The sequence below is a fragment of the Parafannyhessea umbonata genome, from assembly GCF_900105025.1.
Lineage (GTDB): Bacteria > Actinomycetota > Coriobacteriia > Coriobacteriales > Atopobiaceae > Parafannyhessea > Parafannyhessea umbonata.
Map to the genome: position 1 here is coordinate 376,489 of NZ_LT629759.1, position 16,514 is coordinate 393,002.

At 60.5% G+C, this 16,514-nt stretch carries 16 protein-coding genes and 1 tRNA gene; 15 read left to right on the plus strand and 2 right to left on the minus strand.

The window, feature by feature from the left end:
• Window positions 1–105 precede the first annotated feature (105 nt).
• The 10 genes from BLT96_RS01800 to BLT96_RS01845 all read left to right on the plus strand — a co-directional run bounded on the left by BLT96_RS01800 (window position 106) and on the right by BLT96_RS01845 (window position 9,280).
• Window positions 106–1,320, plus strand: a complete 1,215-nt coding sequence (locus BLT96_RS01800; protein WP_157692097.1) for a CpaE/TadZ family protein — start codon at window positions 106–108, stop codon at window positions 1,318–1,320.
• Window positions 1,320–2,666, plus strand: a complete 1,347-nt coding sequence (locus BLT96_RS01805) for a TadA family conjugal transfer-associated ATPase (RefSeq protein ID WP_090861363.1) — start codon at window positions 1,320–1,322, stop codon at window positions 2,664–2,666. The genes BLT96_RS01800 and BLT96_RS01805 overlap by 1 nt, the downstream gene beginning before the upstream one ends.
• Window positions 2,633–3,601, plus strand: a complete 969-nt coding sequence (locus tag BLT96_RS01810) for a type II secretion system F family protein (protein WP_090861364.1) — start codon at window positions 2,633–2,635, stop codon at window positions 3,599–3,601. The genes BLT96_RS01805 and BLT96_RS01810 overlap by 34 nt, the downstream gene beginning before the upstream one ends.
• Window positions 3,601–4,251, plus strand: coding sequence for a type II secretion system F family protein (locus BLT96_RS01815; protein ID WP_245719296.1), 651 nt, complete (start codon window positions 3,601–3,603; stop codon window positions 4,249–4,251). The genes BLT96_RS01810 and BLT96_RS01815 overlap by 1 nt, the downstream gene beginning before the upstream one ends.
• A gap of 104 nt (window positions 4,252–4,355) precedes the next feature.
• Window positions 4,356–4,541, plus strand: a complete 186-nt coding sequence (locus BLT96_RS01820; protein WP_090864095.1) for a Flp family type IVb pilin — start codon at window positions 4,356–4,358, stop codon at window positions 4,539–4,541.
• 198 nt (window positions 4,542–4,739) lie between these two features.
• The gene (locus BLT96_RS01825; RefSeq protein ID WP_157692098.1) at window positions 4,740–5,075 is read left to right on the plus strand and encodes a hypothetical protein; all 336 of its coding nucleotides are present in this window, start codon (window positions 4,740–4,742) and stop codon (window positions 5,073–5,075) included.
• Between the two features lie 5 nt (window positions 5,076–5,080).
• Window positions 5,081–5,326, plus strand: a complete 246-nt coding sequence (locus BLT96_RS10665) for a hypothetical protein (RefSeq protein WP_172824954.1) — start codon at window positions 5,081–5,083, stop codon at window positions 5,324–5,326.
• Entirely contained in the window at window positions 5,226–5,792 is a 567-nt protein-coding gene (locus tag BLT96_RS01830; protein ID WP_090864097.1) for a TadE/TadG family type IV pilus assembly protein, read from the plus strand. Before BLT96_RS10665 ends, BLT96_RS01830 begins: the two co-directional genes overlap by 101 nt.
• Entirely contained in the window at window positions 5,764–7,818 is a 2,055-nt protein-coding gene (locus BLT96_RS01835) for a hypothetical protein (protein WP_197674378.1), read from the plus strand. Before BLT96_RS01830 ends, BLT96_RS01835 begins: the two co-directional genes overlap by 29 nt.
• An 823-nt stretch (window positions 7,819–8,641) precedes the next feature.
• Window positions 8,642–9,280, plus strand: coding sequence for an FHA domain-containing protein (locus tag BLT96_RS01845; RefSeq protein WP_157692100.1), 639 nt, complete (start codon window positions 8,642–8,644; stop codon window positions 9,278–9,280).
• Window positions 9,281–9,372: 92 nt separating this feature from the next.
• On the opposite strand, the gene BLT96_RS01850 is transcribed toward BLT96_RS01845, so the two are convergent.
• Window positions 9,373–9,891, minus strand: a complete 519-nt coding sequence (locus tag BLT96_RS01850) for a ferritin (RefSeq protein ID WP_090861367.1) — start codon at window positions 9,889–9,891, stop codon at window positions 9,373–9,375.
• Window positions 9,892–10,017: 126 nt separating this feature from the next.
• On the opposite strand from BLT96_RS01850, the gene BLT96_RS01855 reads away from it, so the two are divergent.
• Together BLT96_RS01855 and BLT96_RS01860 are read left to right on the plus strand one after the other, a co-directional pair.
• The gene (locus BLT96_RS01855; RefSeq protein ID WP_157692101.1) at window positions 10,018–12,009 is read left to right on the plus strand and encodes a DUF2207 domain-containing protein; all 1,992 of its coding nucleotides are present in this window, start codon (window positions 10,018–10,020) and stop codon (window positions 12,007–12,009) included.
• 152 nt (window positions 12,010–12,161) lie between these two features.
• Window positions 12,162–12,237: transfer RNA gene (locus BLT96_RS01860), tRNA-Phe, on the plus strand.
• Window positions 12,238–12,458: 221 nt separating this feature from the next.
• On the opposite strand, the gene BLT96_RS01865 is transcribed toward BLT96_RS01860, so the two are convergent.
• Window positions 12,459–12,839, minus strand: a complete 381-nt coding sequence (locus BLT96_RS01865; RefSeq protein ID WP_245719297.1) for an acylphosphatase — start codon at window positions 12,837–12,839, stop codon at window positions 12,459–12,461.
• An 81-nt stretch (window positions 12,840–12,920) separates the two neighbouring features.
• Here BLT96_RS01865 and BLT96_RS01870 point away from each other — a divergent pair, with 81 nt between their 5' ends.
• The 3 genes from BLT96_RS01870 to BLT96_RS01880 all read left to right on the plus strand — a co-directional run bounded on the left by BLT96_RS01870 (window position 12,921) and on the right by BLT96_RS01880 (window position 16,497).
• On the plus strand, window positions 12,921–13,865 hold the full coding sequence (locus tag BLT96_RS01870; RefSeq protein ID WP_090847196.1) for a DegV family protein: 945 nt from the start codon (window positions 12,921–12,923) through the stop codon (window positions 13,863–13,865).
• 22 nt (window positions 13,866–13,887) lie between these two features.
• Window positions 13,888–15,867 (plus strand): subtype A tannase, encoded by a 1,980-nt coding sequence (locus BLT96_RS01875; protein WP_090861369.1) that lies wholly within the window; start codon window positions 13,888–13,890, stop codon window positions 15,865–15,867.
• 132 nt (window positions 15,868–15,999) lie between these two features.
• The gene (locus BLT96_RS01880) at window positions 16,000–16,497 is read left to right on the plus strand and encodes a CarD family transcriptional regulator (protein ID WP_090861370.1); all 498 of its coding nucleotides are present in this window, start codon (window positions 16,000–16,002) and stop codon (window positions 16,495–16,497) included.
• Window positions 16,498–16,514 lie beyond the last annotated feature (17 nt).

Below are 16,514 nucleotides of genomic sequence, written 5' to 3' on the forward strand. Positions count from 1 at the left end.
ACTTCGGAGGGGAGCCGGACCGACATTCGAAGGGCCTTGGCGTCACTTCGCCCGAAGGCGACGCTTGCGTTCGCATCGAGCGCTGGGGACCTCCGGGAACGTGTGATGGACTCGGTTGGAACGCCGTGGGGAGTAATCGTCGGACTGAGCGAATCAGGCGTTTCGGACATGAACCTTGCGGCTGCCGTGGCGCATGACGGCATGGCGGGAAGCGTGGTTCTCGTCACGCGCAACGCCTCTGGCTCGCTTCGCTCGAGGGCGGCACAGGCCGGCATCGATACCGTAATCGATATGGGGGAGGTCGATGCCGCGGTCGCGGTGGCTCGCAGCAAGGGGAGCGCGGGGGGCGCTCGGACAGATGATGCCGCCGCTTCCGCGGCGGAAGGGACCAAGCCGCCGCGCGATTCAGATGGCGTTCCGTTCGCCCTGGACGAGCCCGATGGCCTTTCCTGGAGCGAGAGAGACATGGCGCCCGCCGGCTCTGCAGAGGGGGGTCGTGGGTCGATGTTCGTGTTCGTCTCTGGCAGGGGTGGCGTGGGCAAGACCACCATCGCGTCGGAGTGCGCCGTCGTGGCGAGCTCGTGGGGTATGAGCGTGGCCGTGGTCGACCTCGATCTCTCCTGCGGAAACGTGTACGCGGGATTTGGCGTGGGGACTCCCGTCGACCTTGCGAAGCTTGGGACCAATGGGGTTCCGTCGATCGAGACCATGGGCAGGAGCTGCGTTCGTCTTGCGAACGACTTGTGCCTCTGGGGCCCCTGCGAGAGGCCGGAAATGGCAGAGCGGGTCATGCCGCACGTCGGGCGGCTGCTCGAGTACCTGGTGCAGAGGTATCAGCTTGTCCTTGTTGATACCTCGACGACGTTTACCGATGCGGTTGCCGAGGCCGTACAGAAGGCGGACCGCGTGTTCGTGGTTCACGACGGCGCACCTGGATCCATTGGCTCCGCGGGAAGGACTAGTTTGCTTGTGGTACGTCTCGGCGTTGCGAGGACTCGAATGGTGCGCGTGGAGAACGTCGCCAACCCAAGGGCGAAGTCCACCCCCGTGCCCGGCATCAGCCAGAGGGGGCTGGAAGGAGCCCCGTTCTTCCAGGTAATCGATGGTGGGCCTGAAGTGCAGGAGGTTGCGGCTGCGGGAGGGATACGGGAACTCGTGAAGGAGGGTGGTCCGATGGTGCAAAGCGTCAAGGTCATGCTCGCGAGGACGCTTGCCGAGCTTGGCGCCCTGCCGCCTGACGAGGACGCACGGCTTGCTGCCAACGTCGAGGCCAAACGGCCCAAGTTCAAGTTCTTCTCGCGAAGGGCGGAGGTGGTCTGATGTCTGTTCTGGAAAGGGTGAAGACGCACGAGGCTGCTGCACTCGGCGTTGTCGGCGAGGAGGCGACAAATAGGTCGGATTATCGGAGGCTTCGGGAGGACCTGCGTCACGAGCTGGTGGGGAGGCTTGGTCTCTCGGCGATTGCCTCCATGCTTCAGTCCGTGAAGGCAAGCGAGGTCAGGGAGGAACTCGCGGTCACCTGTCAGGCGATCTTGAACGAAGCGCACTTCTCGTCGCTTCTGCAGAGCGAGCAGGACCAAGTGACGAGGGAGGTGCTAGACGACATCTGTGGCCTGGGCCCCATACAGAGCCTCCTGGACGACGACGGAGTGAGCGAGATCATGATAAACGGGACGGGCGCCCTGTTCTTCGAGCGAGGCGGGCGCATCCACTCCGCGGAGTCGGTGTTCGAGTCCAAGGAGCAAATCATGATGGTGATCGACAGGATCCTCGCCCCCTTGGGGCGCCGACTCGATAGGACGAACCCGCTTGTCGACGCTCGCCTCGCAAACGGCGACCGTGTGAACGCAGTGTCAGACACCATTGCCATAAACGGCCCAGCGGTCACCATTCGAAAGTTCTCCGACCGCATCACGACGCTCGACAGGCTGGTCGAGCTTGGATCGATTCCGAGGTGGTATGCGACGCTCCTTTCCTGGGCGGTGCACGCGAGGCAGGATATCGCCGTCGCGGGAGGGACCGGTTCGGGAAAGACGACCCTGCTGAACGCTCTGAGCACTCAGATTGGTCTGCAGGAGCGCATCGTGACCATCGAGGACTCTGCCGAGCTCAAGTTTGACTCTCATCCCGACGTGGTGCGACTGGAGGCACGGTCGGCCTCCATCGAGGGAACCGGCGAGGTAACCATTCGCGACCTCGTGAAAAACGCGTTGCGCATGCGGCCTGACCGGATTGTCGTGGGAGAGTGCCGTGGCGAGGAGACGATTGACATGTTGCAGGCCATGAATACTGGGCACGACGGATCGCTTACCACGCTGCATGCGGGGTCGGCGCAGGAGGCGATACTGAGGCTCGTGCTTATGGCCAGGTTTGGCATGGACCTTCCGACCGACATCATCGAGGAGCAGATCGCGTCGGCTCTAGACCTGCTCGTGATGTCCGCGCGATTCCCGGACGGCATCCGTCGGATTACGTCGCTGAGCGAGGTGTCCAGGGGAAATTCCGGGGGAGTGATGCTTCGAGAGTGCGTCCGCTACGACCAGGCGAGAGGGACGTGGGAACTCGTCTCGGAGCCCAGTTTCATAGGAGAGGCCATTCGGATTGGCGCGCTTAGGACTGAGGAGGTGGAGAGATGGAGACGATGTATGCCATCCTTGGCAGCCTGACGACGTTTCTCGCAGTACTTGTGCTCCATGGGGGACGGCTGGGGACGAGTCCTAAGAGCTTGCTACGCCGGAAGGTGATGAGGTATGCGAGGGCCCTCCTTGGCGCTCTTGGGACTTCTCGCGTGGTCAATGCACTAGACTCCACGGACTCTTGGCACGCTCTTGGCGAGGAAATCGTCTTGTCCGCACGGGGTGGTCAAGGAGCCTCGGGCTCGTGGACCCTTCCGGAGGGCCTGGTAAGGACTTCGGGGCAGGGGGTGGCTGCCGTAATCGTCGGTGATGCATTGCTCGCCCTCGTTCTCTGTCTTGTTGCCTTATCTCCCATCGGCGTACCCATAGCAATGGCGGTGGCGCTCGCCGGCGTACCGATATGGCATCAGGCACAGCTTCGCCGCATCGAACGTGAACTGACCCAGGAGATGCCAGGCGTGTTCCGAACCCTTGCCATGGCCATTGGCTCTGGCGAGACGCTGGCCCAGGCGATCGAATATCTTGGGGCGCATGAGGGAGGGCATGCCGCGAAGCCCTTTGCAAGGGCCTCGCTTCGAATGAGGTGCGGGGAGTCTGCAGAGGAGGCGCTTGTGGAACTGTCAAGGGAGCTTGAGGCGCCGGGAGTCGGCTTGCTCACGACCGCTCTTCTCATCTCGCAAAGGACGGGAAGCCCCCTCAAGTCGCTTTTTGGGCATGCGGCGAAGATGGTGGAGAGGCAAGGCGAGTTCGAGAGGATGCTTGAGGTCAAGACGGCGCAGGTGAGACTCTCCGTCAGGATCGTCTGCGGGCTTCCGGTAATCATGATCGCCGCCCTCTCGATCCTATCCCCGGACTTCCGGGCGGGACTCGCGACGCTTCCCGGGATGGTGAGTGTAATGACTGCGGTCGTGATGGACGCCTTCGCGCTAATCATCATCAGGCGACTCATGAGGGGAGTCGTGTGATGGACTTGGCGTACGTGGGTGGGTGCCTGTCGGCGTCGACGGCTGCGTTCGCGATGACGTTCGGACTATTGGGGAATCGCTCTTCTCACGAACTCGACCACGCGGGCGGGTTGGGAGAACGCCTCCAGTCCATCGTAAGCCGCATGGGTTCGTTGCCTGCCTTCAGGGAGCTGGATCGCAGGGGCAGAGAAAGCGAGGCTAGGCGGGCATGCCTCCGCTCGCTCCCGACGTTTCTGGACGTGGTGACCTTGGGGCTTTCGTCTGGGCTCTCGTTCGATGCGGCGCTCTCCCTTTACTGCGAACGCTATGAGGACGACCTTTCCTCGACATTTGGAGAAGCGCTGCTCTCGTGGCAAATCGGTGCGGAGAGTCGCTCGTCCGCGCTCGATAGGCTTGCGGAAGAGTTGGATGTGGGTGCACTGAAGAGCTTCTCGTCCACAGTGTCCCAAGCCCTCGAGTTTGGGTCGCCCCTTGCATCTGCCCTCGAGTCCCAGGCGCAGGCAATAAGGGAAGAGCAGAGGTCTCAATTGGAAGAGGAGATTGAGAAGGTTCCAGTGAAGATGCTCATCCCCTTGGGCACCTTGATCGTGCCGGCGATGCTTTTGTCAATCCTAGGGCCGCTTATCGGCTCGAGCCTCGCAATGACATGAAGGTCATGTAGTCATACGAAAGGGCGCTTGTCCGGATGGGAGGGGCGGCACATCAGTCGTATCTATCGAAATCAGAGGAAGGCAGTGAGATGGAGCAGTTGAGGATGGGGATGGAAGACGTAGCCTGGGGCGTTTGGGAGACCTTACGTGACGAAGACGGACAGGGGACAACGGAGTACGCCATTCTCGTTGGAGTCCTGGTAGTAATTGCAATTCTCTCGATCATCACCTTCAAGGGAAAGGTTCAACAGCTCTGGGACGCGATATCGAGTGGAATAGGGGCTCTTTAGGCTATGGCTGTCAGGGGAAGGGGCTCTAGACTCGTCCCCCTGGCCCTATTAGTGCTCTTGGTCAGCTGCTGGGCGACGGCAGCACATTGCCGTCGCCAGGTGGAAGACAACGCGGGTCGAGAAGTGATTGCTGAGACGGGCGCGCATGGGCGAGGGAGCAAATCCGTCTTTGAGGAAAACTCTGGCAAGAGAGTGAGCTTGAAGAAGGGCGACAGAGATGGTGACGACTCACCGTCGCACGTCTCACAGCCTTCTTCCTCGCCTTCAACGGAAGATGGCGTGAGGGACTATACGTCGAAAGCCAGCATGCAAGATACGGCCGCACAGCTCTTGGAGGAGTACGCACGGGCGGGGAAGTGTGTGCTTGTGCGTGCGGGCTACCTCGACCTGCTTGGGAACAACTGGTCCTGCACGGTTGTCGGAGACGGATGGGTGGACACGGTCGTCGTGAGAGGAGCCGAAGATTCGAGAAAGTCGGAGGTCAAGGTTGTACGGATGGATGCGAAGGAATGGGAGGAGGGAGTCCCCAGGTGAGCCATATGGAGGCCAAGGATGATGAAAGCCACCTTGTTCAAACCACTTGCGGCGTCTTGTTTGACACGAAAGGACAGTCAACCGTCGAGTACGCGCTGGTACTGTTTGCCTTCCTTGCAATCATCGTTGTGCTTTCACGGGTTGTCAGCTATGCAGGTGACGGACGATTGTATACGACGATCATCGGGTCAGGGTCGCACTCGTTGGAGGGCGACGTTCTCTCAATCTTTCAGGACGTTCTTCTTTACTGAGCTTGCGGACTCAACGTCTGGTCAGGCGACGATTGAGGCGGCCGTCCTCTTGCCCACCCTCATGCTCGTGATCGCGCTGCTTGTCCAACCGGTCTGCATCATCTACACGCGTTCAGCCATGAGGTCTGCTGCTGCCGAAGCGGCAAGGGCGATTGCGACCGACTATGACGGAGACCTGTCGGACTGCAGGTCGTATGTGCTAAGGCGTCTTGAGGCTGTTCCCGATGCCCCTCTCTTTCACTCTGGTGGCGCGTCAGACTGGTCGATTTCGCTCAGTAGGGGCGGAAGGAGCGTGAACGTCGAAGTCGTCGGGCATGTTCGCCCGCTTCCTCTTCTTGGGGTTGCATTGGCTGCGTTCTCCGAGAGCGACGGTAAAGGGATAGTCCTGAGGGAGTCCCTAAGGGAAGAGGTGCAGCCGAGTTGGATAAGGGGGACCTATGGAGACTGGCAGCGGTTGTGGGCGTAGGGGGACCGATCGTAGGGCCTACGTCCTAGATGCATTCATCGATGGTGAGGGCGGTTACACCACCGTGGCCGTTGCCGTCGCACTCCTCATGAGCATCGCTCTCACGTTTGGTGTGGCCGCTGCTCAGTGGAGTCATGCCAGGGCGGCTGATGTGCAGGAGGTGGCAGATGCGGCTGCAATGTCTGGGGAAAACTGCGTTGCGGCCTTCTCGACTGTCGCCCAGGTGTTGGATGCCTGCGTCTTAAGCATGGGTCTCCTTGGAACGATCGTGTATGGCGCGGGAATGATCGTGGCGGCGATTCCGGTTCTCCAGCAGGGAGCGCCGAAGATTCTCGAGGTAGGTAGGAAGATTCTTGAGTGTCGGAAGAATTTTGCCAAGTCGGCTTCACAAGGCCTCGAGCGGCTTGAGAAGGCGCTTCCCGCTCTCATTGTGGCAAATTCGGCATCGACGGTATCGGCAAATTCGTCTGGAGGCCTGAGCTATGCCGGGCTCGCAGTTCCGTACCCACAGGAGTCGAAGTCTGACTTCAGCCATCTACTAGACGAGGTCGACGGAAAGGAGATGGAAAAGGCTGCCGAGGACCTCAGGGAGGCATCGGCCAGAAAGAAGGAGGCGATTGACAGGGCTAATGCCGCGAAAGAGAAGGGCTGGCATGCGGACAACGTCGGTACGTGCATGAGGGAACGGGCGCAATCCCTTGCGAAACTAACGGAAGGGCAGAACCCGATGTATCCAAGCCCGAGCGCCTGGAAGTTCGACTTTGCGCGCAGAAGGGCTGTCAACTATTACGTCGCTCGGGCAACGTCCAACGTGATTGACGCGGGCTCTGCCGACGAACTCCAGCGCTCATGTGCGCGTGGGGTTTTCTACCGGTATGCAGCCAAGGAGCTCTCGAATGCGCGGTGCGAGGAGGGCGAAGTCGTTGATATTCAGTTGCCCGAGCTGCCCCATACGACTCGGATGGTGATGGAGACCGAGCTCTATTCGACGGCCATCTGGCCCTGCACGAGCGAGGAGACGGGAACGACGCTGCATTGCTCGCTTGAATGCCCCGGTGCAACCGGACCGTTTGCTGGCAACGCATCGCTTGCGGACATAGATTCAGGCTCGGTTGCTTATTGCGAGACGTGCGGTATGAATGCGGTGGCCATGGGAAACGTCGCGGATGCGTCAACGAATATCAATAACGGCTTCGAACACTACTGGAGGATTGTGGTAGAGGCGTCAAAAGACTACCAGCAGGCGAAGGAAGACGAGAAGAAGGCGGAGGAGGACATGAAGAAGGCGGCGGAGAAAAGCGGGTCTGCGTTCGAGAGGGCGATGAGCATGCTCGCGGTCGAAAGGCCGCGCCTTTGCCCGCCTGGCGCGTACGGCTGCATCGGTTTTGTTGTGAGAGATGCCGCTGAGCTTCCTCGTGGACTGTCAAGCACCTTTCTCAAGTCAGGGGCTCTTCCGGCGGGTGTCGCAATCTCGGGTGCCGTATTGGCGCCTGACGACGATACGGATGGCCACAATGTTCTCGCAAGCGTTTTCGACGGTCTCGAAAGATCGGACAGGACGCTTTTCTCCGGACTGCTTGATGGCATCGGAGACCTATGGGGATCGCTTTTGGTCGGCTATGGGTCTGCATATGGAAACGTCAGCCAAGCTGCCAACAAGTTCTTTGACGATATAGGTGGTGTGTTCGGGGAAAAGGTTGCGAGCTGGATGCGAAGGAAGGTCAAGGATGTCGTGTCTAAGGCGGGATTCGAGCCCTCGGACATGAGACTCAGAAAGCCTGTGCTGACGAACACCCAGCACATCTTGGACAGAGCTGGAGTGACGAAGACGGCGGAAGTGAGGTCGTTCATACAGTCCCTGCCGCATGATCAACGCGGAATCATCAAGACGTGCCGCTCCAAACTGGTATCGCTGATGGGGAAAAACGGCAAGGTTACCATCGCGGAGATTCCGATTCCCGGCATGGAGGGGACATCGATTCCCCTGACGATAGACCTTTCGACTCTCGCGGAGGCGATTCCATGAGGAGGTGCGGAGAGGTTCATGATTCCGGCCAGATGACTGTTGAGCTTGCAGCTATGATGCCTGTCATCATCGTAGTTGCTCTCATTGCGTACAACCTGGCGAAGTATGCTGAGGTGTGCTCCACATTCGACAGAGTCTCTCTCGATGCGGCGGTGTCTCATGGAGTCTCTCCGTCTGGTACGCAGAGTAGGGGTGCTGCCGTCTCCGAGATCGAGGGCGTGATACGGAAAGCCCTGAATTCAAGTACGTGTGACGTTACGGTATCCGCAAGCGATGCTGACTCCGCGGTCGAGAGGGACGGTTTAAGTTTTCCCCTTTCCCCTTTGCTCACTACCTATAGGTGCACCCTCACATTCCATCCTTGGCCTACGACGATGTCAGTAGCCGGAGTCGGCTATGCCGCACCTATCTCGTTGCGGCACGAGAGAACAATTACCGTCGACCGCTTTAGGCCTGGGGTGGTGATCTGATTGCAACTCGTACGCGTTTGGACAAGACACTTCGACTTCGGGAGTTTCGAAGTCCTGGGCTCGCTTTTTCGAAAGGCGAAGGGCCTTCTCTGCGATTCGGAGGGACGGCAGGTCATGCTTAGGAGGTGCTCGTCCATCCACACCTTCTGCATGTGCTATCCCATCGACGTCGCATTCGTCAAGGGGGATGGCAGCGTCATTCTGTCGGAAAGGATGGTTCGTCCCGGGAGGATAGTGCGAGCCCGTGGGGCTGCATTCGTCTTGGAGCGTCCTGGTAGCGACTCACCTTGGCCCGCGGCGAACGAGACGCTGACCATGGAAGAATCCTGTAACCGAGAAGGAGCGTGAAGTCTATGAAAGATTCGGGTGCAATGGGGGTTGTCGCCGGACGCGAGACCTCGGTCGGTTTCATGGGCAAGGCGGGGAAAGCGAAGACGAAGATATGTCCGAACTGCGGCGAAGAACTGTTCGCGGACATGGACGTCTGTTATGGGTGCCTCTATGACTTCTCCAGACCGCCTGGCCCTATGTCGACGACGTGCCTTGGCCAACTGGCAGGTGAGGGAGGAGATGGTGGGACTTGTGCCCAAAGCGTTCACGAAAGCGTGAGCGGTAATGGCACGAGTCGCAAAGGCTCGTCCGACTTGGATACGACGATGCCCTTGAATATCCCCGCCTCTAACCTTCCCCGCTGGAAGAGGAAGATGCTTTGGGTGAGGTCACCCGACATGGAGGTGAAGATTCCGGTTCCCGAATCCGAGTTGACAGTTGGGCGTGATCAGTGCTGTGACGTGGTTCTGCACTCGATGGCCGTTTCACGTAGGCACGTAGGGTTCAAATGCGTGTCGGAAGGGCTTAGGGTTAGGAACCTGGGGGCTAAGAACCTGGCGACAGTGGGAGGAAGAGAGGTGCAGGAATCTTGCATCCTCGGACATGGGCAGACCGTCAACGTCTGCGGCACTCTCTTCACCTTTGTCACACCCGATGAGTAGGAGCCCGGTTGGACATGAGAAGGGGGTGGATCCACTTCTGGATTCACCCCCAAACGGCAAGCAGGCGAAACAAAGACCCTGAGAAGTCAGAGCTACATCGGCATTGCGGTGGTCTGGACGTAGGTACGCGTGAGGTACTTCTGGTCGAGACTGAACAGTCCCTGAGGCGTGCTGCCAAATAGCTTGTAGTCGGTAATCATGTCCGAGGCGTTCGACTCCTCCTCGCCCTGCTCATTCACGAACCAGTCGAGCATCTTCATGGTGCGGAAGTCGTGAGCGTCGTAGGCTGCCTGGTAACACTTGTTGATAAGGCTCGTCACGTACTGCTCGTGCTCGTAACCAGCTTCGAGAGGCTCGAGGTCGTTTGAGAACGTCTTGTCCGGCTTGTCAATCGCTTCCATCGTCGGCTTGAAGTCGTTGTCCAACAGATAGCGACGGAGGATCTTCGCGTGGTCGACCTCCTCCTGGACCTGAATCATGTACCAGTTCGCATAGCCCTTGAGCCCACGGTCCTCGTAATAATCCGCGAACGTGAGATAGAGATATGCGCTATATAGCTCCTTGTTGATTTGCTCGTTGAGCACGCTCGATACGCTCTTGTCCAGTGCCATGCAAATCCACTCCTTGTCGTATGGATACCGTTATCCGCTGGCCTGACATACACATTGCAGTCTATACCCATGTCTCTGGTATATTTTCGAGCAACGACGTGGGAACCAGAAAGAATGGGAGACTCGATGGTCGCTCGAATCGCAAAGTTCCGACGCGACAGACTGTCCTTGATGGCAGTCATCGCAGCATTTGCTCTTGCAACCGCCTTCACCGTCACCATGTTGGTAACGGCGGGCGTCGCGCTTGCAGATGAGTACTCGATTGGCAGGGTCGATATAGACGCGACTGTGAGAGGCGATGGGTCGGTCGTTGTCAGCGAGGTACGAGAGTTCAGTTTCGACGGAGACTTCCATGGTGTCTATTGGAAGATTCCGAAGGGGGAGTACGAGGGGACCTCGATTAGCGCCGAGGTGAGCAAAGTCGGTGAGATTGGGCCAGGCGGGACGTTCCGGGAATTCAAACGGGTACAGGAGGGTGATACCGACTATGGGCAGGATGGCACGTACCTCGTGACAGACGAGGGCTCGTATGTGAAGGTAAAGATCTATTCCGCGCATAGTGACGACACGGCCGACTTCGCCATCACGTACACGGACCAGAACTTGGCGCGCAGGTACGCGGATACGTCCGAGCTCTATTGGAAGTTCGTGAGCGATGGCTGGGACGTGGAGAGCGAGAACGTGACCTGTACGGTTCACCTCCCCGTTCCCGACGGGGAGGTGGTAAAGGCGGGCAAGAACGTGAGGGCTTGGGGACATGGCCCTCTCGACGCCTCTCTTCGTTTCAGAGGAAATGACATCATCTACACGGTTCCCGGGGTTGGTAGCGATGAGTTCGCCGAAGCAAGAATAGTGTTTCCCGCTGCCTGGCTAGCGAACGCGACGGTGTCGAACAAGGAGGTCCTGAACACGGTCCTCGACGAGGAACAGAAGTGGGCTGACGAGGCTAACGAACGCCGTACTCAGGCTCGCATGGTGAGCTATGCGGCCCTTGGCATAGGCGTCCTGGTGGCCCTCCTTGCGGGAGCGGTGTCTGTTAGCAAGCTTTCCTCGTATAAGAGGCGACACACGCCCCAGTTCGACGACAAGTACTTCCGCGACGTGCCGACCGACGATCACCCTGCCGTTCTGGGTGCCCTGTTGAACGACGGTGAGCCAACGGACGATGACATGTCTGCCGCGCTCGTGCGGCTGACTGATATCGGTGCGCTTAAGCTAGAAAAGGTTGCGGTTGAGAGCAAGGGGGTGTTCGGTCGCAAGAAGTCGAAAGATGACTACGCTCTGACGAGGGCGGGAAACACGAGGGGTGTAGCTGCGAGCAAGTGCGCAATTGCAATCGATCGCTCAACCCTCAAGTTCTTCGACAAAGTGCTCTCCAAGTGCAAGGGTCGCGAGAACGGCACCTTGTACTTCTCGGATTTTGAGAAGGTGGCGAAAGACAAGCCAGAGGCGTACAACGACGCATACGAGAACTGGAAGACCGACGTCAAGGCGCAGGTCGAGCAGCGAGGGTTCTTCGTCGACAAGAATTCGAACGGGCAGGGACTGGTTGTTGGTGCGATGGCACTTGACATTCTTGTGGCGGCAGCCCTTCTGTTCATGACGATTGCGGAAGTGCTGCCAGTGGGCTGGGGCTTGGGGGTGGTTCTGCTACTCGCGGTGTCCGCGGTACTTGGCTTCGTGATTCTGAGGCGCATGGACAACCTGTCGGAGGAGGCGGTTGAGGTCATCGCGAAGCTGAAAGCTCTGAAGTGGTGGCTCAAGGACTTTACGCGACTGGAGGAGGCCGTTCCCCAGGACGTGATTCTCTGGAACAGGCTTCTTGTGATGGCCGTCTCGCTTGGCGTGGCGGAAGAGGTAATCGAGCAGCTGAAGGTTGCCGCGCCACAGGTCCTGGAGGACCCGGTCGTCGCTCCGGTGTACGCGTGGTACATGTATCCCCACACCGCGCTGGGAAGCCCCGCATCGCGCCTTGGGTCCTCGGTCACCTCGTCTCACAAGGTCAGCTCTGCCGCGTTGGCCGCATCTTCGATGAGCTCCGGCGGAGGAGGCGGTGGCGGTTTCTCTGGTGGCGGAGGCGGCGGCTTCGGCGGTGGAGGAGGCGGGGGAGCCTTCTAGCTGTCGTTGGAACGACGCGGGTACCGGAAAGGCTTTGCCTCACATACCTATCTACCTGCGGACTTCAAATTCTCTCCATCTGATTTGAAAAAGTTCGTTGACGCCCGCGAAATCTTTGATATATTAAACAGGCTTGCAAGCGAGCAAGTAACGGCTGGGTAGCTCAGTTGGTAGAGCAGGGGACTGAAAATCCCCGTGTCAGGGGTTCGATTCCCTTCCCCGCCACCATGAAGATTTGGCCCCGTACCTGCGGAAACGCGGTGCGGGGCTTCTTCGTAGGCATTTGCGTTAAAGCCACCTGCCCCCAATCTATCCCAAATCTGCCCCACGTTCGGGCCTACGGCTGGCCTATCATCGAATCGCTTTTCGAAGGTCCCCTGCGCGCGTGGACGTCACGTTGTCTGCGCTATTGACGCGACTCCCCATTGGAGGGGTGCTTGCGACTTCGTCTAGTACCTGACCCTGAAGTCGGGTTCGCATTCGACGGGAGGTATGTCTTCCTTCTCGTCGATTACGTATTCGATGGGGTAGCGCGCATAGGCGTGCGCGAATGCGCCGAAGAACGCGGATATCTGCTCTTGCGTGCCCTGGAGCTCCATGGTGACAGTTTGCCAGTCGGGTTCGTTGCGGACCCACCCAGTGCATCCGACGGAGTTGGCGCAGCGCGAGGAGGTCCAGCGAAAGCCGACGCCCTGTACTTCTCCTCTGAAGACGAGGTGAAGTCTGCGGACGTCGCCCGTGGCGCCCATGCCGGCGGCGTCTTGCGCCGCGCTGGTGGGGGAGCTGTCGTCGGAGGAACCGCGGCCGTCCGTAGTGTCGGTGTGGAGCATGTGGGCCTCCAAGTCTTGGCGATTTGCCTATTAGCCGTACAATATCACCATCCGAATCGATCTTAGCAAGGACAGGTTCATATGAAGGCCAAGTTCAACCTGATGACAGACTCGACGTGCGACTTCTCGATCCAGGACATCGAGAGGTCGGGGCTCACGTTCCTTCCCTTCACCTATACGGAGGCCGGAAAGCCCGACGGCGGCCTTTCGGGACTGGATGACCTTTTCCAGTCCATGAGCGCCCACGACTTCTATGAGCGCATCCGCTGGGGCGCGACCCCCAAGACGTCACAGCCGTCGCAGCTGGTGTACGAGGAGGCGTTCCGCAAGGCGGCTGAGCTGGACGTCCCCACCGTGCTGATGACGATCTCGAGCGGAATCTCGGGCGGCTACAACGGCGCCTGCACGGCGCTCGACCGCGTGCAGGAGGAGCTGGGTCGCGAGCTCCCCATCTACATTGTGGACACGCTGCTGGCATCCACGTCCTTCTACCTGCTGCTTGAGGAGGGCGTGCGCCAGCGCGACCGCGGGCTTACCGCACAGGAGTTCGTGCGCTGGGCTGAGGACGCACGCTACCACGTGTGGACCATCTTCATGGTGGACAACCTGGACACGCTGCACCGCGGAGGCCGCATTCCCAAGTCCGTCGCGCTCGTCTCGTCCGCGCTGGACGCGAAGCCGCTGCTGTCCTGGAAGCTGAACGGCGAGCTCACGATCCTGGGCGTGACGCGCGGCCGCAAGAAGGGCATGCGCAAGATGAAGGAGTACTACGAGAAGCACCGCTCGCAGCTGCAGTACCCGGCCGTGGCGGCCATCGGCAACGCGGACTGCGAGAACGACGGCCTGCGCCTGGGTGCCATGGTGGCGGACATAGATGACTCCGCGCGCATCCTCACGTCTACCATCGGGCCCACGATCGGCTGCCACGTGGGACCGGGCATGCTCTCGTGCTGCTTCTGGGGCGAGGACCGTCGCGAGAAGCAGAACGCGATCGCCGGCAAGGTCAAGGGCGTCCGCCAGGGATAGCCCACGGGGAGCTGAGTTGCGAATGGACATGAGCAGAAGGGGCTTCCTCGCGCTTGCGGGGGCGGCATCGGCCATGGGGCTTGCCGCCTGCAGGGGCAACGGGAAGTCTGACAAGCCGGAGGACGTGAAGGTCAACCCGAACGAGTACAAGAAGCTCGCGATCGATGACTCCGCCTGGAACTACGACGAGACGAACGACTGCTACTACCAGCTGGGCCTTCCGTACTGCACGGACCCGGCGGCCGGCAGCTACGAGTCGCTTGCGATATACGTCCCGGGCGCCTACTTCAAGGGCGAGAAGAGCGGGAGCACCTATCGCTGTAAGATCGCGCCGGACGCAAGGGTGGGCTCGTTCACGCCGAAGACCGCACCTGTGGTCATGCCCATCAACTCCGCGCGCCTTTCCGCGCAGAGCTGCCCGACGGCGTACTCGTACGATGGGCTGGGGACGTATCTGAAGAAGGGCCTCGTGTACGTGTACGCGGGGTTCCGCGGACGTTCCGGCGGCTACGTGAGCGACTCGAGCGAACAGTACTCCGGCGGCGCGCCGTGGCCGGTGGTGGACCTGAAGGCTGCGGTGCGCTACCTGCGCTACAACGCCGGGAGCCTGCCGTGCAACGCAAAGCGCCTGTTCGTGTTTGGCTACGGTGCGGGTGGCGGCGTGTCCGCGTGCCTGGGCGCCCTGGGCGACTGTGGCATCTTCACGCCGTACCTCTCCAAGATAGGTGCGGCCATGCACGATGCGGACGGCAAGTCTATATCCGACCGGGTGTTTGGCTCGGCGTCGTGGTGCCCCATCACGTCGTACGACACGGCCGACAGCGGCTACGAATGGATGATGGGGCAGTTTGCGGAGGACGGCGCCCGCGCGGACGGCCAGTGGACCAAGGCGCTTTCCGACGACCTCGCGACCGCGTACGGCAAGCTCGTGAACGAGCTCGGCCTCACCGGCGCGGACGACAAGGCCCTGAGGCTGGAGCCCGTGCAGGATGGTAGCTACCTTTCCGGCACGTACTACGACTACATGCTCCAGACGATCGAGGGGTCCGCGGAGAAGTTCTTCTCGACCACGAGCTTTCCCTATACCTACACGCCCGGGCGCCTGGTGGACCCGGCGTTTCCCGGCGACCCCAACATAAACTCGGACAGCGCGGTCGAGATCGACGTGATGACCGGCGCGGTGGAGGACGCGTCGGGCGCGGGCGAGAAGGACGCGGACGCGGCGGCCGACGGCGTGGCCGCGGCTTCTGGCGCGTCGTCCTCGCCGGCGGGAGCTGCCGCGGCGGATGGCTCCGCTGCGGCGAAGTCGGGCGATGACGCCGGCGCGGGGGCGGCATCCGCGGCGAGTGGCGTCGCCGTGGTGCAGTCCACGGTGTACAACGACGCCGAGAGCTACGTGAGCGCGCTGAACGGGGACGACCGGTGGATCACGTACAGCCCGAGCGCCGCCAGCGTGACCATCACGAGCATGTGGGACTTCGTGAAGCATTGCCGTCCCGCTCAGAAAGGCGTGTGCGCGTTTGACGCGCTGGACCGCTCCACCACGTCTAACCAGCTGTTTGGCGTGGACGACGAGTCGAGCCTGCACTTCGACGAGACGGTGGCGACCCTTCTGGGCGACAACGCGGACAAGTACGCCGATCTGAAGGGCTGGAAGGACGACCTGGTGAGTGACTGGGCGCAGGACATCGTGAAGCTGGACTCGCTTAAGACGGACATGCAGAGCCGCGTGAACGCGATGAACCCGCTGTACGCCCTGAGCGGCCACTATGCCGGGTTTGGCTCGTGCGAGGTCGCGCCGCACTGGCGCATCAACACGGGGCTGTTCCAGTCCGCGACGGCGCTGACCGCGGATGTGAACCTGGCGGTTGCGCTCGGCGCGTATGACGGGGTGAAGGACGTGGCGTTCACGCCCGTGTGGGGCAGGGGCTTCGAGCTTGCGGAGGCGTCTGGCGACGCGCAGGAGAACTTTGTAAGCTGGGTTACAGACTGCTGCAAGTAGCCGACTTACATTGAGAAACGCACTAAACTACACTACTTGTAGGGCATGCGCAAGACATATTGCCGGTTTGGTGGCATTTTTTTCGCTAATGTGTTAAAGTAAGTAGCATATTGTGCGAGAGGAGCATGCCACATGTACAAAGTCGGCCAGTATGTAGTTCATCCGGGACAAGGCGTCTGCAAGGTGGAGGCCATCGAGGACGAGCCGCAGGCTACGTACATGCTCATGCCCGTTGGCGGGCGCCATCCCATGCGCATCAGCTTCCCGGTGGCCAGCGAGGGGCGGCTTCGTCCCGTCATCGGTCGCAGGCAGGCGGAGCAGATCATAGGCGAGTACACGGAGCTCCCGCTGGAGGAGCTTTCCTCCCGCAGCAACGCGCTGGAGGAGGAGCGCTTCAAGACGGAGCTGCGTCGTGGCAGCTGCAGGGACGCCGTGCGCATCGCGAAGACGTTCCGCACCCGCATCGAGCAGGTCAAGGCGTCCAACAAGCGACCTCCCGTTGCCTACGAGCGCATCTTCAAGCAGGCGAGCGAACGCTCCCTGCAGGAGCTGGCGGTCGCCATGGGCGTCTCCGAGGACGACGTGGTGCAGCTGCTGAAGGCAAGCGAGGAGGACGCCCGCAACAACTAGGGCGCCTCGTTCTTCTC